At 46.6% G+C, this 21964-nt stretch carries 18 protein-coding genes; 12 read left to right on the plus strand and 6 right to left on the minus strand.

All coding sequences use genetic code 11. The annotated features are described in order from the left end of the window. The first annotated feature begins 1 nt into the window (after position 1). Positions 2 to 697 (plus strand): ABC transporter ATP-binding protein, encoded by a 696-nt coding sequence (locus tag V7M78_RS07220; RefSeq protein ID WP_333647908.1) that lies wholly within the window; start codon positions 2 to 4, stop codon positions 695 to 697. Then, the gene (locus V7M78_RS07225; RefSeq protein ID WP_333647910.1) at positions 697 to 2946 is read left to right on the plus strand and encodes an ABC transporter permease; all 2250 of its coding nucleotides are present in this window, start codon (positions 697 to 699) and stop codon (positions 2944 to 2946) included. The genes V7M78_RS07220 and V7M78_RS07225 overlap by 1 nt, the downstream gene beginning before the upstream one ends. 377 nt (positions 2947 to 3323) lie before the next feature. Here the strand turns inward: V7M78_RS07225 and V7M78_RS07230 are convergent, their stop codons facing one another. Further along, complete coding sequence (locus tag V7M78_RS07230; protein WP_333647912.1) at positions 3324 to 4739, minus strand: cell wall-binding protein; 1416 nt, start codon at positions 4737 to 4739, stop codon at positions 3324 to 3326. A gap of 267 nt (positions 4740 to 5006) precedes the next feature. Beyond that, positions 5007 to 6905 (minus strand): PfkB family carbohydrate kinase, encoded by a 1899-nt coding sequence (locus tag V7M78_RS07235; RefSeq protein ID WP_333647914.1) that lies wholly within the window; start codon positions 6903 to 6905, stop codon positions 5007 to 5009. Between the two features lie 312 nt (positions 6906 to 7217). On the opposite strand from V7M78_RS07235, the gene V7M78_RS07240 reads away from it, so the two are divergent. The 10 genes from V7M78_RS07240 (at position 7218) to V7M78_RS07285 (ending at position 18115) form a co-directional block, all read left to right on the plus strand. Continuing rightward, positions 7218 to 8330 carry a BMP family lipoprotein gene (locus V7M78_RS07240; protein ID WP_333647916.1) on the plus strand — a complete coding sequence of 371 codons (1113 nt, stop codon included), beginning with the start codon at positions 7218 to 7220 and terminating at the stop codon, positions 8328 to 8330. Positions 8331 to 8472: 142 nt separating this feature from the next. Further along, on the plus strand, positions 8473 to 9990 hold the full coding sequence (locus tag V7M78_RS07245) for an ABC transporter ATP-binding protein (protein ID WP_333648141.1): 1518 nt from the start codon (positions 8473 to 8475) through the stop codon (positions 9988 to 9990). Next, complete coding sequence (locus V7M78_RS07250; RefSeq protein ID WP_333647918.1) at positions 9987 to 11018, plus strand: ABC transporter permease; 1032 nt, start codon at positions 9987 to 9989, stop codon at positions 11016 to 11018. Before V7M78_RS07245 ends, V7M78_RS07250 begins: the two co-directional genes overlap by 4 nt. 14 nt (positions 11019 to 11032) lie before the next feature. Further along, the gene (locus tag V7M78_RS07255) at positions 11033 to 11965 is read left to right on the plus strand and encodes an ABC transporter permease (protein WP_333647920.1); all 933 of its coding nucleotides are present in this window, start codon (positions 11033 to 11035) and stop codon (positions 11963 to 11965) included. 15 nt (positions 11966 to 11980) lie between these two features. Beyond that, the gene (locus V7M78_RS07260; protein ID WP_333647922.1) at positions 11981 to 12919 is read left to right on the plus strand and encodes a nucleoside hydrolase; all 939 of its coding nucleotides are present in this window, start codon (positions 11981 to 11983) and stop codon (positions 12917 to 12919) included. A 5-nt stretch (positions 12920 to 12924) separates the two neighbouring features. Next, a complete protein-coding gene (locus tag V7M78_RS07265) occupies positions 12925 to 14208 on the plus strand; it encodes a M20 family metallopeptidase (protein WP_333647924.1) in 1284 nt (427 codons plus the stop codon). Then, positions 14201 to 14947, plus strand: coding sequence for a glutamine amidotransferase (locus V7M78_RS07270; RefSeq protein ID WP_333647926.1), 747 nt, complete (start codon positions 14201 to 14203; stop codon positions 14945 to 14947). The genes V7M78_RS07265 and V7M78_RS07270 overlap by 8 nt, the downstream gene beginning before the upstream one ends. Before the next feature lie 93 nt (positions 14948 to 15040). Next, positions 15041 to 16216, plus strand: coding sequence for a M20 family metallopeptidase (locus V7M78_RS07275; RefSeq protein WP_333647928.1), 1176 nt, complete (start codon positions 15041 to 15043; stop codon positions 16214 to 16216). Then, on the plus strand, positions 16200 to 17231 hold the full coding sequence (locus V7M78_RS07280; RefSeq protein WP_333647930.1) for a LacI family DNA-binding transcriptional regulator: 1032 nt from the start codon (positions 16200 to 16202) through the stop codon (positions 17229 to 17231). The genes V7M78_RS07275 and V7M78_RS07280 overlap by 17 nt, the downstream gene beginning before the upstream one ends. Beyond that, a complete protein-coding gene (locus V7M78_RS07285) occupies positions 17228 to 18115 on the plus strand; it encodes a ribokinase (protein ID WP_333647932.1) in 888 nt (295 codons plus the stop codon). The genes V7M78_RS07280 and V7M78_RS07285 overlap by 4 nt, the downstream gene beginning before the upstream one ends. On the opposite strand, the gene V7M78_RS07290 is transcribed toward V7M78_RS07285, so the two are convergent. The 4 genes from V7M78_RS07290 to V7M78_RS07305 all read right to left on the minus strand — a co-directional run bounded on the left by V7M78_RS07290 (position 18099) and on the right by V7M78_RS07305 (position 21940). After that, on the minus strand, positions 18099 to 18605 hold the full coding sequence (locus V7M78_RS07290) for an ECF transporter S component (protein ID WP_333647934.1): 507 nt from the start codon (positions 18603 to 18605) through the stop codon (positions 18099 to 18101). The genes V7M78_RS07285 and V7M78_RS07290 overlap by 17 nt on opposite strands. Before the next feature lie 222 nt (positions 18606 to 18827). Next, on the minus strand, positions 18828 to 20153 hold the full coding sequence (locus tag V7M78_RS07295) for a GntP family permease (RefSeq protein WP_333647936.1): 1326 nt from the start codon (positions 20151 to 20153) through the stop codon (positions 18828 to 18830). 23 nt (positions 20154 to 20176) lie between these two features. Beyond that, the gene (locus V7M78_RS07300) at positions 20177 to 20677 is read right to left on the minus strand and encodes a LeuD/DmdB family oxidoreductase small subunit (RefSeq protein ID WP_333647938.1); all 501 of its coding nucleotides are present in this window, start codon (positions 20675 to 20677) and stop codon (positions 20177 to 20179) included. 12 nt (positions 20678 to 20689) lie between these two features. Next, positions 20690 to 21940, minus strand: a complete 1251-nt coding sequence (locus V7M78_RS07305; protein WP_333647940.1) for a 3-isopropylmalate dehydratase large subunit — start codon at positions 21938 to 21940, stop codon at positions 20690 to 20692. Positions 21941 to 21964: the final 24 nt, after the last annotated feature.

The raw sequence follows: 21964 nt of genomic DNA on the forward strand, positions 1-21964 counted from the left end.
TGTGTTTTTATCTGTAACGAACCTTACAAAAAGTTACCAAACGGGGATCACCACACAAGTCCTCAACGGTTTAAGTATGGAGCTGGAAAAGGGACAAATCGGGGTTATACTTGGCCCATCAGGGTCGGGAAAATCTACACTCATGAATATCATAGGCGGCATTGACAGGGCTGACAACGGAACCGTTCGAGTGGGGGATGTTTGTGTCACTGGTTTAAACGACGATCAATTAGTGGAATACCGGCGCGAAGGTGTAGGATTTATATTTCAATTTTATAATCTGATACCGAATCTGACTGTGGCAGAAAATGTTGAAGTTGTTTCAAATATCAGCAAAAATCCTCTGCCCACTGATGAAGTTCTTGCTTCGGTGGGGCTTGCCGATAAGAAAAACCGTTTCCCCCGGGAGCTTTCCGGAGGAGAACAGCAGCGTGTATCCATTGCCAGAGCAATTGTAAAGAATCCAGGGCTGCTGCTTTGTGACGAGCCTACCGGTGCATTGGACTTCAATACTTCACGAAGCGTATTAGCCCTGCTTCAAAGAGTGAATGTCCATTTCGGCACAACCATATTGATGATTACTCACAACAGCGCAATTTCAGGTATGGCACATACTGTCTATAAACTGAGAAATGGCGGCGTTGCAGAAATTATGCATAATACCCAGCTTGTTCCCGCAGAAAGGATTGAGTGGTAATGGCCTTGCAAAAACGAATCCGGCGCATATTGGCGGAAAATAAAGGACGCTATATTGGTGTATTTATATTGATTTTTATAGGAAGTTTCTCCTTTCTATGGTTCAGAGGCTTTTCTGGCAACTATGAAAGGCTTATAAATGATTTTGCTCAAAAAAATATGCAGGAAGATGTTTCGTTTACCAGTTATAGACCAATTGAGGACATTCCGGCTCTGGAGAAGGAGACTGGTGCAGTCATTGACATGTACCGGTATTATGACGCTGCATTGCCAGACCAGCGAGAGTTACGGCTGATCGGCAGCGGAAATAAGGTCAATCTTCCTGCAGTTTTAACGGGACGGGCACTACAGCGTTCAGGTGAGATATTGTTGTCTCCCAGCTTTTATGATACCTACGGCTATGAAATTGGCGACATCATAGAAGTAAGCGGAAATAAATACGAGATAGTTGGTACAGCAGCCTTACCTGACTATATTTATCCCTTAAAATATGTCAATGATATTATGCCGCCACCTGGATTTGGGTTAGGGATTATTTCTAAGGATGATATGGACATATTCCCGGAATCCAGTACGGTTTATACAGCACGTTTTACAGATAGGGCTAATATAAAAGAGCAGGTGACAGGGCTGTATAACACTCTTGCTGAAAATGGGCAGGCTCTTTCTGAGTGGATGGATGCTTCAACGAATAAGCGTATCCGCATGGCATGGGCGTCGATCGCAGGCATGAAAGCCATGGCCATTCCGGTTCCAACCGCCATGTTTCTGCTGTGCTGTCTTATTGTAGGACTTATGATTTGGCGGATGGTCCGTGCAGAAGGAGTCATGATTGGGACATTGTATGCACAGGGATACCGCCGCAAAGAACTGATTCGGCATTATTTAGCAATTCCGCTTCTCATTGCCGTTTCTGCCGGCTTTATAGGAGCATTATTTGCGGTGCCAACCATAGGCCCTACGGTTAAAATGATGGCCATTCTTTACTATATCGTGCCTTATGACGGCATAGTGATCCCTCTTCTGGATATAGCGTTGGCAGTATTAATGCCTGTGGCTTTCCTCAGCCTTGGGTGCTGGGCCGTTATCCGCAGAGAACTGAGAAAGTCCCCTGCCGAGCTCATGAAAGGTGACCGCCAAAAAGCAAAAGTAAATGCTCTGGAACGCATATTAAAGCTTGAACATTTACCATTTAATATAAAATTCAAGGTGCGTGAGCAGATGCGCAGCATACCACGGCTTCTGTTTTTGTTGTTTGGTGTTATGGCGGCTTCATTTCTCATGCTGGTCGGTTTCACAATCAATCATTCCATGACGACTGTATTGGGCAGTGAAACGGAAACAGAATATAACTACTCATGGGAATATTCGTTTAAGGAAATCAAGCAGGGAGAACCTGCGCCTGGAGCTGCACCGTTTAATGCAATCCGCTGCTATCCTGCTGGAAGGGAGACTGCGGAATTCTACTTAAACGGCATTCCCGCTAATGCTCCTTATGTCCATGATCTTGTTGACGCACAAGGGAATGAATTGCCCAAAGATCAGGTAAATATTTCTTATCTGCTGGCAAACCGGCTGAGGCTGGATGTGGGTGATTCTATTACTGCCATAAATAAGCTGGATGGAAAATCATATACCCTTGTCATTGAGGGGATTGTCCAGACCTACGCAGGTCAATTCATCTATATGCCGCTCCCGGATTTTAACCGGATGCTTGGAATGGCAGAGGACAGTTATTCCGGCGTATTCAGCAGAGAGGCCATAGAATACAGCCCAAGTGAATTGGCGGGAATAAAGGATTTAAAGAATTTGACAAACTCAATGGACGAATTGCTGATGCCTATGATGATGGTGGTAGTTGGCATGACTGCGGTTGCTACAGTTATTGGCGTCATTATTATCTTTTTGGTAACTTCTCTTACAATCGAAGAAAGCCGCGGGTCAATCTCTCTTCTTAAAGTATTGGGTTATCGCAGAAAAGAAGTGAAAAGACTGATACTTGGCGGATCTGCGCCGGTAGTGATTGCAGGGTTCCTGCTGAGTGTCCCGGTTATGCTGGTTTCTGCCGATGCACTGTACCGCTATCTTGGAGAAATGATAAACTTGGCGCTGCCAATGATACTCAGTCCGTTATACGTCGCAATCAGTTTCATTCTGATCTATGGGGTTTATGAGTTTACGAAACTGCTTTGCGGACGGAAGCTGGCCTTAATACCTATGAGTGATGCCCTGAAATCAGGAACAGAATAGACAGGATTGGAGTTATAGATACTATAAGAATGGTTGTAATGATGCCCGCCAGCTTGACTGGTGGGCATCATTATAAAATAAAATTCACCAGAGGTGCAGTTATCTCCAGATGCAAAAGTCATCTTTTTGATATTGACTTTGTCCTTTAAAAGGCTATAGAATACTTCAATTAAATTTTCCCAGGTAATACTCCAAATAAAATAATAGCCAAGCTAGGATATACCTCTATGCTTGACTATTATCTGATAGTTTATGAAAACTAAAGAACCGCCGTATACGGAACCGTATGTACGGTGGTGTGGGAAGAAGGTAGATAAAATAATTATCTACCTCCTACCCGATTGATTACCTATTTCATTTCTTCATCAAATCAATTCTTATTTAAATTTCTCATAGCCGGATTCCTTAATAGAACCGTCGCTGTTGGTTACGTAATACTTCTCGTCTCCGTCTTTGATGTTCTTCTTATTCTTAGCAAGCTTTCCGGAGGTACCAACTAAGTATTCTTTTCCATCGTATTCCACTACTTTGTATTTCTCGTCCCTGTCAGCCTTTAACAGTCTGCCCTGAACATAGATGCTGTCATCGTAGATGGCGTTGTAACCGGCTCCTCTGTTGCTTCCGGCTTTACGGAAGTTGTAAGTATAGGTTTCGCCGTCAATTTCAAGAGTGGTCTTGCCTGTAACCATTGCGCCTTCCTTTGGAGAATTGCCGAAGTAGTAAACCTCTGCAGCGTCATCAATTCCCGGCAGATCGTCTTCTGTTTCAATTTCCTCAGCGGAAGCGATTGTTCTGCCATCCTCAAAGGTCAGTTTGTAAAGGCCGTGAAGCATTTCACCCTTTTCGTTGAAGCCATAACGCAATCCATTGATGGATTTAATCTGGCTCTTTGTCAGTTCTCCGCTGTTTACAGCATAGAACCAGTATTCTGTACCATCTTCATGAGCTTCAAGATCAATGTCTTCGCTTGGAACGGTCTTGAACCAGCCTTTTGCAAGCCAGGACTGCTCAGGAAGGTTGTAGTATTTAGCGGAAGAAGAGGTAGAAGCAGTGTTTTCCTGCCATTCTGACTGGGCAGCACCGTTTTCATCAAAGAGGTATTTTAAGCCGTTGATGGTCTTGGTGGTATCCTTCAGCTTTTTACCGTTTGTTCCAAAATAGAACCAGTAAGCTCCTTCAAAGTTGTCTTTTGTATTGTTATCATCCTCTGCTTCGATGAGTTTCCAGGCACCATTGGTCTGGGCTCCGTCTGAGGAATCTCCGCAGTAATAAATGCCTTCTCTCCAGGCGTCATCTTCTGAAAGTCTTGTGGATTCTTCTGTAACCCAGCCAAACAGCATTCTTCCTTCGTCGTCAAATGCATAATTCTTGCTTTCTCCGCTTGCGATTTTGATGGATTTAAATGTGGTCTTTCCGGAGGTAGGAGCTTTGTAGGCCTTACCGTTGCTTCCGAAGTAATACCAGTATACATCAGGGGAATCCTCTTCCTCATAATCGGAATCAATAGATCTCCACTCATTTGCAACCATGGCACCTTCTGAGTTTACATAATAGTAATTTCCGTCAGACTCTACCAGGCTGCTGGTGACGATCTGTCCATCCTCGTCCAGATAGAACCAGTGGTCTCCGGATTTGCGCCATGAATCGGTTGTTAATTCCCCATCGGAATCATAGTACACCCAGGAATTGTTCTCCTGAGCCCAGCCCTGTGCCGCAAATGATGTCATGGAAGCACCTATTGTAAAAACAGCGGCAGCACATGGAATCAGCCATTTCAGTTTCTGTTTTTTCATTCTTGTTCTCCTTTCGGTTTAAGAAAATCCTGTTTGATTGTTCAGCGCTTTTTGCTGATGGAATGATCATAAACCATGGACTAAGTCCAGGGTCAAGTGATGTAAAAAAGGCGTAAGAATGCGTAAGAAATGGGTGAGAACTTAAGGAAATTGTTATGATATTGGCGTGATTTGGAAGGATAGGATGAGGATGGAAGAAATGGAATATGCTCCCCATAAGGGAGCATATAAAGATGGCGGAAGCCTTTGCTGCACTCTGTTTCGCTGTCACATATTCAGCAGCTCCGGCTCCATTCTGCTGATATAGGTTTCCAGGGAATTCCGGTCAATGAGAGCCGGAATCACGCCCTGCCTGGATACGCAAAAGCCTGCGGCATACGCTGCGATTCTGGCTGACGCTTCCATGGAATATCCGGAAGATAAATAAGCGGCCAGTGCGGCAATAAAAGCATCTGCGGCTCCGGTGGTATCCACAGAAGGGAAGGGGGAGGCAGGTAAGTAACCCTGAAAAGAAGGATCTTTTACATAACATCCGCAATGCCCCAGGGTGATAATCACGGTTTTTACCCCCTGTCGTATAAACTCATCGGCTTTTCCTTCTACATCGGGAATATCCGGGCACAGCAGTTCTGCTTCTTTCCGGTTGGGGACAAATATATCAATCAGCTTCATGAGGGAAGGTCGGATGGATTTCATGGCAGCAGGCTTTAAAATGTTCTTTGCACCGTATTTTTTTGCCAGCGCGGCAGCCGTTTCTACAGCGGATTCAGGAACCTCGGTTTGAAGAAGGCAGTAGCCGGAATGTTCGAAGGCCCTTTCACAGGAGATGACATCCTCGGGCCTTAAATTCTGATTGGCTCCGGTCAGAATGGTAATCATGCTTTCTCCGTCGTTTTGGACATGGATGTAGGCTTTGCCCGTTTCTGCGTCGGCCTCCCTTTTTACCCCTTGGGCATTAACCCGGTTTTCCTCCATACACGTATAGATCAGGCTGGAATCGTAATCACTTCCCACCCTGCCGATCAGGGAAACTTCATTTCCAAGCTTTGCAGCACCCACGGCCTGATTGGCTCCTTTTCCTCCCGGAATTACGGAATGCCTGCTGGTGCTCACGGTCCGCCCTGGCTGGGGAAGCTCATCCACGTTTAAGGTCACATCAATGTTAATGCTTCCCACCACCACAATCTTTTTTGCATGAGCGTCAAATGGAATGTCAAGACTTTCGGTATTTTCCAAAGAAAAGTCCATGTGAAAGGCCGAAAGCTCTTCTTCCCGCTTCTCACATTTTTCTATGAGACGTTTGCAGACAAAGGTGCCGAATTCATAGTAGGGAATCCGGAAGCTGGAGATGCCTGGGAAAGCGATGTTTTCACGGGCATCATCCCTCAGGCTTATAAGGGACAAATCTGATGGAACATGGAACCGGAGCTTTGATAAATGTTCCATGAGAGTGAGAGCGGATCCATAATGTGTGCTGACAATTCCGGTAGGAGTGTGGGTCAATATGACGTTGTACCATTCTTCCGTTTCTATAGGAAGATTCATGGAGCTGCTGTAAGGAATGCTGTTGTCGAACAGACATCTCTTAAACCCGTCAAGGACCATTTCAGACCGCAGACTGTCCTGTTTTGTAAGGCAGCCCAGTTTTGTGTGGCCGTATTGAATTAAGGTTTCTGCCGCGCAATACCCCATGGCTGTAAAATCAATGAAATAAAAATGGGGGTCTTCCCTGCTGTTAAGACAGCAGACCTCGATGCCCTGTTCTTCGAAATAATGTCTGTTTTCCAGGCTGTCATTGTTAACCGGTTCCCAAATGACTCCATCCACATGGTTTTTGCAGAGAGAAGCGATGTTTTTCAGTTCATTTTCAGAACTGTCCATGCTGTCATAGATTAAAATGCTGTAACCGCTTTTCTGCGCTGCAGCCAAAGCCCCATCTATAAACTTCCCGGTTTTACGAAGAGATTTAAGGAGGAGGCCGAAGACAAAAGTTTTTGACTCAGGGTTATTTTTAACACCGCTGTAAGGGGTGTAATGATAGTCTTTTACAATTTTAAGGACCCGGTTTCTCGTTTCGGGACTTATATTATTGTCTTTGTTGTTTACTATTTTTGACACAGTGGATATTGAAACATCGGCCAGCCGGGCGATTTCCTTAATGGTCACGTGATTTTCCTCCTCTGATTTTAATGATTTTAACAAAAAAATAATGATATTCAGTTAATTATGAAACATAAGTGTAGAATTGTCAATGGATAGCACAAAGTATAAGGGTAAAATTAATAAGGAAAATGATTTAATAAAGTATTTTTTTATGCAATAGTACTTGACATCTTATTCTGAGGATGGTAGCATGTGCTTAGAAGAAACGCAGGCCAAAAAGCTGTTTTATTTTTAAACGAAAAGGAAAAACGTTTTACTAAACGAAAAAGTAAGATGATATCCTTTTTCAATATTATTTTTAAAGGAGGTATTTTCATGAAAAAGAGGTTTTTAAGCATTCTGATGGCAGCGGCTCTGGTGGTATCCATGACCGGCTGCTCAGGCGGTGCGGGCACTGCCAAAGAGACGGAGAAGGGGGCAGGCACCGCAACAGAAGCAGCATCACAAAATGGGGGAGCAGGGGAAAAGGCCGGTGACGGAAAAAGGGTATGTATCGTGTATTCAGGAAACTTAGGGGACAAGTCCTACAATGACTCCTGTAATGAGGGAGCAAAGAAGGCTGCCGCAGATTTCGGGGTGGAAATCAAGAACCTGGAAGGAACTACAGCTGAGGAGTGGGAGTCCAATTTCTTGTCTGCCTGTGAAGAAGGCTATGATCTTGTTATCTGTTCTTCTTCCAATTTTGAAGAGTACATGAAGGAACACTGTGCAAACTACCCTGATGTGAAGTTTGCCATCATTGATACCACAGTAGAGGGAGACAATATTGTGTCCATCAGCTTTGCACAGAACCAGGGCTCTTTCCTGGCAGGTGCTGCTGCAGCCATGTTTACCCAGAAGACAGAGATTGAAGGCGTCAATGAAGAGAAGGTTATTGGCTGGGTAGGCGGAATGGATATTCCGGTTCTCCATGACTTCTATGTGGGATATGAGCAGGGTGCAAAATACATTGACCCGGACGTAAAGGTTCTTCAGTCCTTTGCAGGAACATGGAATGACCCGTTAAAGGGTAAGGAACTGACTCTGGCCCAGTTTGACCAGGGTGCGGATATCGTCATGAACGTAGCCTCCGGCACAGGCCCTGGAATCTTAGAGGGAGCCAAGGAAGCTGGAAAATATGCCATCGGCGTGGATTTGAACCAGGATAACGACCAGCCTGGAAGCATACTGACCTCCATGTTAAAGCGTGTGGACACAGCCTGCTATCTGGCAATCCAGTCAGTGGTTGAGGACACCTTCCAGGGAAATACCACTTCCTATCTGACCATTAAGGAGCAGGGCGTGGGCCTGACTGATTTCAGCGTTATGAGAGAGCATTTAGGAGATAAGTTCCCTGAGGACATCGTAGAGAAAGTAAAAGAATTGGAAGCAAAGGTTACTTCAGGAGAAATCGTGGTAGAAAATTATACCGGCTTTGGCCCTAAATAAATAACAAAGCCTGATAAGAATGGAAAATGGTTTGGAGCTCCTGATGCCCATGGGGGTTCCAAACCATTTTACAATCAGAGCCGCGTGAAAAGGCTTCTGCCACAAGAAAGAGGGTGAAAGTTTGAGCGAATATGTGATTGAAATGAAGGACATTGTAAAGTCATTCGGAAATGTCCAGGCTGTAAAGAACGGACAGTTCACTTTAAAAAAGGGTGAGATTCATTCCCTGATCGGAGAGAACGGAGCCGGAAAGTCAACCATGATGAAGCTGCTTTACGGCATGTATCCCATTGATGACGGGGTTATCCGGATTGATGGAGAACATGTTTCGGCCATCACTCCTAAAATTGCCATTGAAAAAGGAATCGGAATGGTACATCAGGAATTTATGCTGGTCAATGAACTGACGGTTCTGGAAAATATTATTTTGGGATTTGAGCCCAGCCGGGGAATTACCATTGACTTTGACAAGGCCAGAAATATGGTGGAGCAGTATGTGACCCAGTACGGAATGGACATCCAGCTTGGGAAAAAGATCAACCAGATTTCAGTGGGCGAGGCTCAAAGGGTGGAGATTATCAAGACTTTAACCAGAGGAGCCAATGTGATCATCCTGGATGAGCCTACGGCAGTTCTGACACCTCAGGAAACGAGACAGCTTTTTGTGATTCTGGAGAATTTGAGAAAAGACGGAAAATCACTGGTATTCATATCCCACAAATTAAATGAGGTTATGGAGATATCAGACCGCATCAGCGTCATGCGGCAGGGAAATTATATCGGAAGCGTAAATAAGGAAGAAACCTCTCCGGCTGAACTTGCAAAGATGATGATCGGAAGGGAAGTATTTTTAAATATCGAAAAAGCTCAGGCAAAGCCGGGGGAAAAGGTTCTGGAAGTAAAAGACGTATGGGTCTCCGGAGAAAAGGAGATTTCCAAGATCCGGGGCGTGTCCTTAGATGTCCGGGAAGGGGAAATCGTAGGCATTGCGGGAATCGACGGAAACGGACAGAGCGAGCTGATCGAAGCTGTCACAGGACTGCGCCCGGTTGAAAAAGGAACCGTGCTCTTAGGCGGAAAAGATATTACGGGCTTAAGTCCCAGGAAGATCAGGAAAGCCGGTCTCTCCCACATTCCGGAAGACCGCAATACAAGAGGCTTGAACCGTGCCATGAGCATTAAGGATAATATCATCGCCGTCCAGGTAGAGGAATCACCTTTTTGCCGGGGGCTGGTGTGCAATGACAAGGAAAGCCTGGATTACGCCAAAAAGCTGTCTGAGATCTTCGACATTCGTCCCAGGGACCCGGAAATATCCACCCAGTCCTTATCAGGCGGAAATGCGCAGAAGGTGGTGGTTGCAAGGGAGGTTTCCATTGGCGGAAAACTTCTGGTCGCATCCCAGCCTACCAGAGGCGTTGACATCGGAGCGATAGAATCCATACGAAAAATTTTACAGGAAGTCAAATCCAAAGGGCTGGGAGTTTTGCTGGTCTCTGCGGATTTGGAGGAAATACTGTCCCTTTCAGACCGGATCGTGGTCATGCACGAAGGCAGGATAACAGGACGGTTGAAAGCGGAGGAAGCAAATGAAGAAAATCTGGGACTGTTGATGATGGGCGGAACTGAGCCGGCCGAAGAGAGGGGAGGCACAACATGAATGCAGCGGTAAAAAGTATACAGAAAATTTTGCTCACCATGCTGCTTGCACTGGCTATCGGGGCTTTGTTCATCCTTTTTATCGGAGAAAACCCCATAGAAGCCTATATAGCCCTGCTGAAGGGGGCATTTAACGGAAAGCTTAAGGTAGGTGCCACTTTAGCCAGCTTCACGCCTCTTCTTCTCACCTCCTGCGCCTTTGCGGTAGCGGCAAAAGCGGGAGCGTTTAACGTAGGAGTGGAGGGCGAGGTATTTCTGGGAGGAATTACAGCCGCCTATATCGGAATCAACTGGACCTTTCTTCCAAAGCCTGTCCTTCTGCTGGTCTGCTTCTTGGGAGCCATGGTGGTGGCGGCTTTGTGGGCATTGATTCCTGCTGTTTTGAAGGCATATTACCGGGTGAGCGAGGTCTGCGTAACCATTCTCATGAACAGCGTGGCCCTTTACATAACTTCTTATCTGGTCAGCGGCCCCATGAGTGCAGGCGTAGCCAATGCACAGTCCCTGCCCGTAACGGTGAATCTGCATCAGTTTATGAAGCCCAGCAGTGCCAATGCAGGACTTTTCATTGCCATTATTACGGTGGTACTCATAATCTGGGTCTTAAACAAGACCACCTTTGGCTATAAGATAAAAACCGTAGGAACAAATCCGGCCCATGCAGAGTATGTGGGCATCAGTCCGAAAAAGATATTTATTCAGTCCATGATGCTGAGCGGAGCACTGGGCGGGATGGCCGGCTGTATTGAGGTTCTGGGAGTCCATGGATATTTCCTCAATAACTTTGCCGCAGGCCTTGGCTCCAACGGAATGCTGGCTTCTTTGATCGTCAAGAACAACATGGTTTTTGCTCCCTTTGTGTCATTTTTCCTGGCAGTGCTAAGATCGGGAGCCTTGGGGATGCAGCAGAGCACCGGCGTACCCAGATCCATTGTAGATACCATAACCGCAGTTTTTATTATCGTAGCCACCATGGAGCTTTTGTTTCAGTTTAAGGATAAGAAAAGTAAAAAGGAAAAGAGCAAATAGGAGGAGGCAGGACTATGGATTTTAGCAAAGTTTTCAGTGTATCCTTGATATATGCAACCTTTCGTTCTGCCACGCCTATTATTTATGCGGCGTTGTGTGCAGCCATTACCCAGCAGGCGGATATTTTAAATATCGGAACGGAAGGGATCATGCTGACCGGTGCATTTGCAGCGGTGGCAGTCAGCTATCTGACCGGAAGCTGGGTCCTGGGAGTTGCAGTTGCCATGATTGCCGGGCTGATTATGGCGATGATCATGGCAGTGGGCCATATCCGTTATAAAGCGGAGATATGTGCCATCGGAATGGGAATCAATTTGTTTGCGCTGGCAATTACCAAGTTTTTGCTGAACAGCGTTTTAGGAAAGAGCGGCACATTTTCAGAGCCGGGGATTATTGCGATTCCAAGGGTCAGCCTTCCTTTCCTGGCAAAGGTACCATTTTTGAAAGAGATCTTTGACAACTGGTGCATTACCGAGTGGTTCGTCATTGTACTGATTATTCTGATCTGGTTTGTATTTTATAAAACAGTCTGGGGGCTTCGTTTGAGAGCGGTAGGCCAGTTTCCCATGGCTGCCCAGACGGCAGGCATCAATGTAAATTCCATGAAGTACCGGGCCATTGCTATTTCCGGCTTGATCGGCGGTCTGGCAGGAGCTCATTTATCCCTGGGCTACAGCAAAATGTTTGTGGAGAACATGACCAATGCCAGAGGCTTTATGGGAGTGGCAGCCATGTATTTCGGAGGAGCCCATCCCATTTTAACCGCAATCGGCTGTCTGGTATTTGGCTTTACGGATTCCATAGGAGCCAGGCTTCAGGCTTATGGAGTACCGTCCCAATTGGTGCTTTTGATGCCATATGTGGTGACCATCGTCACACTGGCTGTTTCTATGGCTTCCAAATTAGCCAGGGAAAACAAGAAAAAGAGCGCATTGACAAAGGTCTGAAAAGGAGAATGATCAATGGAAAAACAAAAGGTCATCCTGGACTGTGATCCGGGACATGATGATGCGGTGAATATATTGCTGGCAGGAAAAAACAGCGGAATCGAGGTGCTGGGCATCACTGTTGTGGCAGGGAACCAGTCTCTTGAAAAAACCACAAGAAATGCTTTGCATGTCTGCCAGCATCTGGGGCTTGATATCCCGGTCTATGCGGGCTGCGGACAGCCTATGATCCGGGATAAGCAGCTTCTTGCAGGGGATATCCATGGGGAAAGCGGCCTTGACGGTCCGGTTTTTGAGCCCCTGACGAGAGATGCAGAACCGGAGCACGGGGTATTGTTTCTGGTGCGGACTCTGATGGAATCGGAAGGCGATATTATTCTGGTGCCTACAGGGCCTCTGACCAATATTGCCATGGCTATGAGGATGGAGCCCCGTATCATACCGAAGATAAAGAGAATTGTTCTCATGGGAGGCTCATATCAGTTGGGAAATGTGACTCCTGCGGCTGAGTTTAATATTATAGCCGATGCAGATGCCGCCCATGTGGTGTTTACCAGCGGCTGTCCCATTACCATGGTGGGGCTTGACGTGACCCGGAAGGTGCTTTGCTATCCTCAGATCGTAGAGAGAATGGCAGCCATGGACACGACTGCAGCCCGCCTGTTTACGGATCTTATGGGGCATTTCAACAAGAGCCAGAAAGAGGTGTTCGGCTGGGAGGGAGGGCCTCTCCACGACCCGGTGACCATTGCTTCCATCCTCGATCCCAAGCTTCTGGTGACAAAGCCCATGCATACGGAAGTGGATATCAGGAGCGTACAGAGCTATGGAAGGACTAACTGTGACTTTTTCGGATACAGCCACAGAGAGCCTAATGCTGATGTGGCAATCGACATTGATGTGGAACGTTTCTGGGATCTGGTTGAAGAGGGAATCCGGGCCTATGGCTCATGAGGTGGATGATGGAAAAGTTAAAGGAAGTGCTGGAAAGAAATAAGGAAGAATATATTAAGTATTTATCAGAGCTGATTGCCATAGATACCCAGGACCTGGGCCATGGCATTGCCGGAGGAAGAGAAAAAGAGGGACAGGATTATCTCATCCGTCTGCTGGAGAAAATGGGGGCCGATGAGATTGAACAGGACCCTATGACAGAAGAGACCATAGCAGCCTCCATAGAGAAATATAAGGAAGGCAATCCAGGCCATAACTATGAGGGACGCTACAATGTTTATGGTGTTTTTAAAGGGCAGAAGAGCAAGAGCCTGATGTTTAACGGGCATATGGATACCATGCCCCCGGGAGATGAATCCTTATGGATATCCTCTCCCCATACTCCCAGAATCGAAGACGGTAAGCTCTACGGCCTGGGAGCTGCGGATATGAAGGGCGGACTCATGGCCTCTGTCATGGCTGTCAAGCTTTTAAAAGATGCAGGAATCCCTATTCCCCTTGATGTTCACATCTGCTCGGTGTGCGATGAAGAGGGCGGAGGAAACGGGGCCATTCAGGCGGTCATGAGAGGAAAGAGGGCAGACGGAGTGGTAGTCTGCGAGCCTACCTCAAGAGAGCTGATCCTGGCCCACATGGGATTTGTATTTATGAAGGTGAAGATAGCCGGAAAATCCAATCACTCCGGTGCAAAATGGCTGGGTGTCAGTGCCATTGAAAAGGCTGCAAAGATCATGGAACGGCTCAACGAACTGGAGCATAGATGGCTGCTTACCTATAAGCATCCCCTTCTTCCGGCCCCTAATTTAAACGTAGGGACCATTCATGGAGGAAGCGCAGGTTCCACCGTTGCCGGAGACTGTGAGTTTGAAATGTGCATTCACTATCTTCCGGGTCAGATGAGCCATGATCAAGTGGTGTCTGAGGTCACGGACGAGATCAGACGTTTTGCAGAAAGCGACCTGTGGCTGAGAGAGCATATGCCGGAAATCAGCATTTACCAGGCCGGAGGCCCCTTTGAAATGGAGGGAGGCCCCTTTGTGGACAGCTTTAAACGGGCCTTTGAACATGCGGAGGGAGAACCGGTGGTTATAAAAGGCTCCCCGGCTGGCTGCGACTCCAGACTTTGGAGAAATATAGCCGGCTGTCCCACCATTCAGTTCGGCCCGGGAAACCTGGAGCAGTGTCATTCCATCAATGAATATATTCCAATTGAGGATTATCTTAAAACAATTCATATTTATGCACAATTAATTTTAGAGTGGGGAAAGGAAGATGAAGCAGATGAATAAGAAAATATTACTGGCAGGAGAATCCTGGATGAGTTATACTACACATGTAAAGGGGTTTGATTCTTTTTATACCTCTACCTATGAGACCGGAGAAAAGTGGCTGAAAAAGGCGCTGGAAAATGCCGGTTATGAAGTGACATTCCTTCCTAACCATCTGGCTACGGAAGAATTTCCCTTTACCATGGAAGAATTAAAGCAGTATGACGGAGTTATTTTGTCCGATATCGGAGCCAATACCCTGCTGCTGCCGGGTGCAACCTTTACTCACAGCAAGAAGATGCCTGACCGCTGCAAGCTGATCCGGGATTACGTTCTGGATGGGGGCGCTCTTTTGATGATCGGAGGGTATCTGACATTTTCCGGCGTGGATGCAAAAGGGAAATGGCATGACACGGCTGTTCAGGAAGTTCTTCCGGTGGAAGTTTTGACTGTAGATGACAGAATGGAACACTGCGACGGAGTGAAGCCTGTTGTAAAAGAAGATCATCCAGCCATATCCGGAATTCCGACAGACTGGCCGGAAGTGCTGGGATATAATAAAATAATAGCAAAACCGGAAGCCATGGTACCTGTTACTATAGAAGGTGATCCATTCCTTGCTTTCGGTACTTATGGAAAAGGACGAAGTGCAGCATTTGCCACAGACTGTGCTCCTCACTGGGCTCCCCCGGAGTTCTGCGAGTGGGAATATTACGATCAGCTCTGGAAGGGAATTTTTAACTGGCTGACAGAAGGCTGAAAGAAAACCATCTTTCAACCTTGAGTTTGTGAATCAACTGGATATGCAAGCATATCCAGTTGATTCATCAGAATACAAAATAGAGGATTCAGGATGGAAAAAAGAGGCTGGGAACAGGAAGCAATACAGCTTTTACAGGATTTAATGGAAATAAGGACTGTCAACGGAAAAGATGGAGAAAAGCCGGCTGCAGAATACATATGCCAATATTTAACCAGCCGGGGAATCGAAGCTTTTGTCCAGGATATTGGAGGCGGAAGGGGAAATGTCATTGCCCTGATACCGGGAGAGAATGCAAAGAAGGGCATGATCTGGAACGGACATCTGGATACGGTGGATTACGGAGAGCTGGATAGCTGGAATACCGACCCATGGACTCCGGTTATAGAAAACGGATTTCTCTTTGGCCGGGGAGCCAGCGATATGAAAAGCGGTCTGGCTGCCATGGTATACGTTCTTGGAAGGCTGGGGGAATCCGGGAAAAAGCCGGAAACCTCCCTCCAGTTCCTGGGAACCTGCGACGAAGAGCGGGGAGGAGCCGGGGCAAGGGCTGTTATTGCCGACGGACATATGATGGATGCAAAAACCCTGCTGATCGGAGAGCCGACAGGCTGTACTGTGGGAATCGCTCAAAAGGGCTGTATCTGGCTGGAGTTGGAAGTGAGAGGAAAGACCAGCCATGGAGCATATCCGCAGGAAGGCTGCAATGCAATCACCTGTGCATACGAAGCTGCAAAAAGTCTGGGAGACTGGATATGCGGCCACGGCCATCCGGTATTGGGAAATGCCACCGCTCAGATTACGGAAATACAGGGTGGAATACAGCCAAATATGACACCGGATCTGTGTACTGTGTTAATGGATATCCGGACTGTACCGGGACTTACCAGTGAAGGGATTCTAAGCCAATTGCAGACGGTATTTCAGGACATCAGCAAAAGCCGCGGAGGGATTCCAAGCCTGACTACCAGGATTAAGAATCATAGAATCAGCATTGAGGCAGATCAGGCTTCTGCAGGAGTTTCCCAATTGGTAAAAAGCATGGAGGCAGTGGGAATCCGGGAAGATTATTCCGGGATATCCTATTTTACGGATGCTTCCATACTGGCGGAAGGGAAAGAAGGGCTGACTACCGTATTATTTGGTCCAGGCTCGGCAGATATGGCACACAAGCCCAATGAATGCGTACAGATTGAGAATTACTTAAAGGCAGTACGGGCATTGGCAAATATGGCAGCAGTGAGGATTGAGGATGAGAGCGACAATTAAGGATATTGCTAACGACACGGGACTTTCAGTGACTACGGTTTCTCTGGTATTGAACGGGAAAGCCTATAAAATACCGGATGATACAAAAAAGAGAATTATGGAATCGGCCCGAAAGCTGAACTACAGGCCCAATCAGTTGGCGGTCAGCCTGGTTAAAAAGAGAAGCAAAACCATAGGTCTGATTATTCCTGACATTGGAAATGTCTTTTATGCACATATGGTAAAGGGAATTGAGGAGTGCTGCAGGCAGTACGGAAAAACCCTGATCCTGTGCAATACCAACGATCTTCATGAAAGAGATATGGAATACATCCACCTTCTGGCGGATCAGGGGGTGGGAGGAATCATCTATGTCATGTCCAGGGAATGCGGTGAGGCGGCAGGCAGGAAAGCAGTCCGCCTTCTGGAACAGCTTCAGATGCCTTTTGTGCTTCTGGATCGTTTTCTTACGGAAACAGACTGTGCTGAAGTGATTCTGGATCATGAAATGGGAGGATATCTGGCAGCCAGACATTTGGCGGAGCTTGGGCATAAGCGGATTGCTTGTGTTACAGGCCCCCAAAATCTGGCGGATTCAGCCAGAAGATTAAAAGGATATGCCCGCGCCCTGCAGGAATTTCACATTCCTTTTAATGAAAATTTAGTATATGAAGGCGATTATACCATGGAATGCGGGGCCCGTGCCGTCACGGCGCTGATGGAACATGAATTTACGGCCATATTTGCCTGCAACGATCTTTCTGCCTTTGGAGTGTGCAGGCAGTTGGCCGGGTATGGTAAGAGGGTTCCGGGGGATATATCGGTGGTAGGATACGATGATGCTTTTTATACGGAAATGCTGGCAGTTCCCCTGACAACAGTCAGACAGCCTGTATATGAAATGGGAGTGGAGTCTGTCAAACAGCTGATTTCCCAGATCAAGGGGAAAAAGGCGGAAAAAAGCCATACGGTATTTAAACCGGAATTGATCGTAAGAAGCAGTACCGTGGGAGTCGGACAGGAGTGGAGTGTATGAAAATATTGAATTTTGGTTCTCTGAATATTGATTATGTTTACCAGGTGGATCATTTCGTCAGGGAGGGGGAAACCATATCCTCGGATTCTCTGGAGACATTTTGTGGAGGAAAAGGCTTAAACCAGTCTCTGGCGCTGAGTAAGAGCGGTGTCAGGGTCTGGCATGCAGGGGCAGTGGGAGAGCAGGACGGCAGAATACTGACTGAAGAGCTGGAACGGTTCGGCGTGGACACAGGGAATATTAAACGGCTGAAAAATAAGACAGGCCATGCCATCATACAGAAGAATCCCAAGGGACAAAACGGAATTCTTTTGTTTGGAGGAGCCAATCAGGAAATTACAAGAGATCAGGTGGATCAGGTTTTAAGGGAATTTGAAGAAGGGGACTTTCTGATTCTTCAAAATGAGATCAATGAAGTGGGATATATGATGGAGCAGGCATATGGGAAAGGGATGAGAATCGTATTGAACCCCTCTCCCATGAACAGCAAGATATGGACCTTTCCCCTTCATTGCGTGGAGTTTTTCATATTAAATGAGATTGAAGCAGGAGATATCTGCCAGAAGTCCGGCAGCGGAGAAGAATTGCTGAATCAGCTGGCTGAAAAGTTCACGGGAGCAAAGATCCTTTTAACCCTGGGCCAGGATGGCTCTTTATACAAAGACGGCAGTTTGTGCCTTAAACAGGCAATCTATCCCGTGGAGGTGGTGGATACCACCGGGGCAGGGGATACCTTTACAGGCTATTTCATAGGCGGACTTGCTTTGGGGGAATCCCCTGAACAGGCTTTGGATCATGCGGCAAAGGCTGCTTCCATCGCAGTATCCAGGGCAGGCGCTGCGCCTTCCATTCCCACCAGGGATGAGGTTATAAAGAGTTACTGAATTCCCTGATCTCCCGGACACGCAAAAGAACAGGAAGCAGAACTCCGGCTGAAATCAAGCTGAATAGATTCTGTACCAGGTTAAAGGGCACATTGGAAGCGGCGGCAGCCCATCCGTACACGGCAAGCTCAAAGGCGAAATAGCCGCCTGTGACGATTGCACTGCATACTGCACCGGAAGTTAAAAAAGGCAGTGTACGAAGGTGTTTATACAGATATCCTGCTGAAAATGCCGCCAGCCCTTTGATAATCAGGGTAGCAGGTGCATAAAAAGCGTAGCCGGACAGCAAGTCCGCCATCATAGAGCCGATTCCTCCGGCAGCCGCTCCGGCCACAGGCCCAAGGAGTATGCCGCTCAATAGTACCAATCCATCCCCCAGATGAATATAACCGCTGAATGGGGAAGGGATGTGTATGATCATGGTGGCTGCTGCAGTGAGTGATGCCATTAAGGCGCTGAAAACGATTTTTTTTGTTCTGTTGCTGTTCATATCTTTCCCTTTCTCATAGACCATTTGTAGTTTATTTAGCTCTATGATATAGGCTGACTGGTATTTTTAAAATATCCAATTTGATAAAATTTATACATACCAGTTTGGAGCGGTTCTTTTATTCTCAAACTTACTTACAACTAGTGAAGGTGCTGCAAAATTACTCTGATTCCGTGATTTTGCAGCACCTTTCATGTGTTTCCCACAATCTGGCTGGATTAATTATAGGAACAAACTCACGATAAATGTTGCCAGCAGTCCTCCTAAGGACATAAAGATATTTGAAAAGCTCAATGTTTTCAGACCCGTTTTCATATCAAAACCGCTGCAGTTGGTGAACACCCAGAAGAAACTGTCGTTTACATGGCAGCATACCCTTGCTCCTGCTCCGGAAGCCAGGAATATTAAAATGGGATCAAGTCCTAACTGAGATGCAATAGGAGCTGTCAGCGTGGCCGCAGTTACAACGGCTACGGTACCAGATCCCTGTACCACTTTCAGAATTCCTGAGATCGCAAAGGGAATCAGAATAAATGGAAGGTTACTCTGTATAACAAAGTTTGCCAATGCATCTCCGGAACCGGATACTTTCAAAACCTGGCCCAAAGCTCCGCCTGCTGCCGTAATAAAGATAATGCCGCCCGCATCCTTTAAGCTGATATCCATGATCTTTGTGATATTATCTTTTCCAATCTTCTTCCAAAGCAAAGCAATTGCCGTCAATGCTCCGATTGCAAGAGCAATGTTGGAATCTCCCAAAAATCCGGCTATCTTGGCGATTGGGTTCTCTTCCGGCAGTAAAGCGGCGGTCGTCGTGTTAAGGAGAATAAGAACCATGGGTAAAAGCAGGGGAATCAATGAAACCAGACTTCCTGGCATGCTTTTTTCATCAATCTCCATCTCTTTCTCCTGTATACCTTCCACAAAGGTATAAAAATCAGGACTTTTCTTAGAGAGATAAAAATGTGCAAATGCCCAGCCAAACATGGTCATAAATACGGCTGCAAATGCTCCGTACATAATCGCCTTGCCAATGTCAATCCCCAAAAGGCCGGCTGCTGCCAGAGGGCCTGGTGTAGGGGGAACGTAAACATGGGTTGCCAGCAGTCCTCCGGCTAAAGATACCGCCAGAACCCCATATGGAACCTTGTTTTTCTTGGATATGGCTTTCACCAATGGAGAGAGAATGAGAAATCCCACATCGCTGAAAACGGGAATGGAAACCAGATAACCGCTGATTGCCATTGCCAGCGATGCATTTTTTGTCCCCACTAATTTGACTGCATCCAACGCCATTTTATGGGCAGCACTGGACTTTTCCAGATAATTGCCCAGCATGGTTCCAAAGATAATGACCAGACCGATGCTTCCTACCTGTTTTGCAAATCCATCTGTAATAGCAGAAATTGTTTCCCCTGTTCCCATCCCGGATAACAGCCCGATTGTCAGGGCGGTGGCAAGGAGAGCCATAAACGCGCTTGTTTTTACCTTCAAAGCTAAGACCAGTAACACCACAATACCTATAGCAAAAGCTAACTCCGTAGACATATCATTTCTCCTTTATATGTATTTTATTTTCCCATTCTCTTTTTGAAAACTTCCTTGATTCCACCTTCTTCTAATATGTGCAAGGCATATTCACCGATCTTTTCCCCCTGAATCACCTCACCGGTAGAAGTTATAGTAATAGTTCCTGCCTCTACATCCAGTGCAATCCCATCACCCTTTTTTAACTTCTTGCTGATCCCTTTGCACACAATGAGCGGCAAGCCGAGATTTATGGAATTGCGGAAGAATATCCTGGCAAATGAATCAGCCACCACTGCGGAAGCCCCCATATTGATCAAGGCAATGGGTGCATGCTCCCTGCTGGACCCGCAGCCGAAGTTGGTTCCTGCAATGACAATATCCCCTTTCTTAAAATCAGGGGCAATGTTTTCATCAACACCGGAAAGGCAGTGTCTTCCGATTTCCGCTGGCTCCACCAGGTCTAAATATCTGCCTGGATAAATCTGGTCTGTATCAATGTTATTACCTAAAACAATTACATTTCCATGAATAAGTTTTTCCATATCTGCCTCCTCCTATAAGACCTCTCTCGGATCAGCCAGATGGCCGGCCAATGCGGACGCTGCCACCGTAGCAGGTGATGCCAGGTAAATCTCAGCCTGATTGCTGCCCATTCTGCCGGGAAAGTTTCTGTTTGATGCCGTAACGCAGACTTCTCCGGCGGCCAGAACTCCCTCGTGTGCGCTTAAGCAAGGACCGCATCCTGGAGTGGATATGGTTGCTCCTGCATTCATACATGCCTGTAAATATCCCTTATCCAGGCACTCCATCATGACTTCACTGGAAGCGGGAATGATAATCATCCGGACCCAATCCGCAATCCGCTTGCCTTCCAGAATTTTAGCAGCAACGGCTATGTCTTCAACACGTCCGCCTGTACACGTTCCGATAAATGCCTGGTCGATTTTTACCTTATCTACTTTTTCCAGATCATGCACATTGTCAACGCTATGAGGCGCTGATACCTGGGGAGTCAAATCTGAAACATCGAACTGATAGCTCTCCGCATATTCATATCCCTCATCTGTAAACTGGACTTCAAAGGGCCGCACTGCTCTTTGAGAGACATAATCAAGAACCTCTGCATTAGGCTGCATATATGCTGTTTTTGCCCCCATTTCAACTGCCATGTTGCAAACTACCATACGTCCGGCCACATTCAGCTGTTCTATGTATGAACCGGTAAAATCAATGGCTTTGTAAACCGCTCCGTCGGCTTTGAGCTTGCCAAGCACATGCAAAATAACGTCTTTCGGCATGACACCTTTTTGAGGAATCCCATCGATGCGGATTTCTATAATCTCCGGAACCCTAAACCACAGTTCGCCGGAAATCATAATGGTCGCCATATCGGTAGCACCTACACCTGTTCCCATAGCTCCAAAAGCACCGTGAGTGGTTGTATGTGAGTCGGTTGCCACGATAATAGCGCCAGGATAAATCACTCCCTTTTCCGGCATTACCTGATGACAGACTCCGGCGTTTACATCAAAGTGATAGGTCAGGTTTTGTTCCCTTACAAATCCCCTCATCTCTTTATGAATCTGAGCTGATTTTATGGTCGGTGCCGGAGCATAGTGATCAAATACAAAGGCCAGCCTGTCCCGGTCCCAGACTTTTTCCCCTTTCATTTCCCGGAATGAATAAATTGTCTGTAAATACAAGTCGTTTACTTCAGCGAAATCAACCTTTGCAGTCACAATCTCTCCAGGTGTGACACTGCTTCTGCCGCTGTTTTTCGCTAAAATCTTCTCAATAGCATGCATAATTCTCCCTCCATGTGTTGATGT

Origin of the sequence: Lacrimispora sp. (genome assembly GCF_036758025.1) — a bacterium.
In the GTDB taxonomy this organism is placed as follows: domain Bacteria; phylum Bacillota; class Clostridia; order Lachnospirales; family Lachnospiraceae; genus Lacrimispora.

Excerpts from the sequence above, each read along its gene's own strand:
- V7M78_RS07225 (WP_333647910.1), top strand. The coding sequence starts at position 697 with ATGGCCTTGCAAAAACGAATCCGGCGCATATTGGCGGAAAATAAAGGA.
- V7M78_RS07230 (WP_333647912.1), bottom strand. The coding sequence starts at position 4,739 with ATGAAAAAACAGAAACTGAAATGGCTGATTCCATGTGCTGCCGCTGTT.
- V7M78_RS07240 (WP_333647916.1), top strand. The coding sequence starts at position 7,218 with ATGAAAAAGAGGTTTTTAAGCATTCTGATGGCAGCGGCTCTGGTGGTA.
- V7M78_RS07245 (WP_333648141.1), top strand. The coding sequence starts at position 8,473 with ATGAAGGACATTGTAAAGTCATTCGGAAATGTCCAGGCTGTAAAGAAC.
- V7M78_RS07250 (WP_333647918.1), top strand. The coding sequence starts at position 9,987 with ATGAATGCAGCGGTAAAAAGTATACAGAAAATTTTGCTCACCATGCTG.
- V7M78_RS07255 (WP_333647920.1), top strand. The coding sequence starts at position 11,033 with ATGGATTTTAGCAAAGTTTTCAGTGTATCCTTGATATATGCAACCTTT.
- V7M78_RS07260 (WP_333647922.1), top strand. The coding sequence starts at position 11,981 with ATGGAAAAACAAAAGGTCATCCTGGACTGTGATCCGGGACATGATGAT.
- V7M78_RS07265 (WP_333647924.1), top strand. The coding sequence starts at position 12,925 with ATGATGGAAAAGTTAAAGGAAGTGCTGGAAAGAAATAAGGAAGAATAT.
- V7M78_RS07270 (WP_333647926.1), top strand. The coding sequence starts at position 14,201 with ATGAATAAGAAAATATTACTGGCAGGAGAATCCTGGATGAGTTATACT.
- V7M78_RS07275 (WP_333647928.1), top strand. The coding sequence starts at position 15,041 with ATGGAAAAAAGAGGCTGGGAACAGGAAGCAATACAGCTTTTACAGGAT.
- V7M78_RS07280 (WP_333647930.1), top strand. The coding sequence starts at position 16,200 with ATGAGAGCGACAATTAAGGATATTGCTAACGACACGGGACTTTCAGTG.
- V7M78_RS07285 (WP_333647932.1), top strand. The coding sequence starts at position 17,228 with ATGAAAATATTGAATTTTGGTTCTCTGAATATTGATTATGTTTACCAG.
- V7M78_RS07290 (WP_333647934.1), bottom strand. The coding sequence starts at position 18,605 with ATGAACAGCAACAGAACAAAAAAAATCGTTTTCAGCGCCTTAATGGCA.
- V7M78_RS07295 (WP_333647936.1), bottom strand. The coding sequence starts at position 20,153 with ATGTCTACGGAGTTAGCTTTTGCTATAGGTATTGTGGTGTTACTGGTC.
- V7M78_RS07300 (WP_333647938.1), bottom strand. The coding sequence starts at position 20,677 with ATGGAAAAACTTATTCATGGAAATGTAATTGTTTTAGGTAATAACATT.
- V7M78_RS07305 (WP_333647940.1), bottom strand. The coding sequence starts at position 21,940 with ATGCATGCTATTGAGAAGATTTTAGCGAAAAACAGCGGCAGAAGCAGT.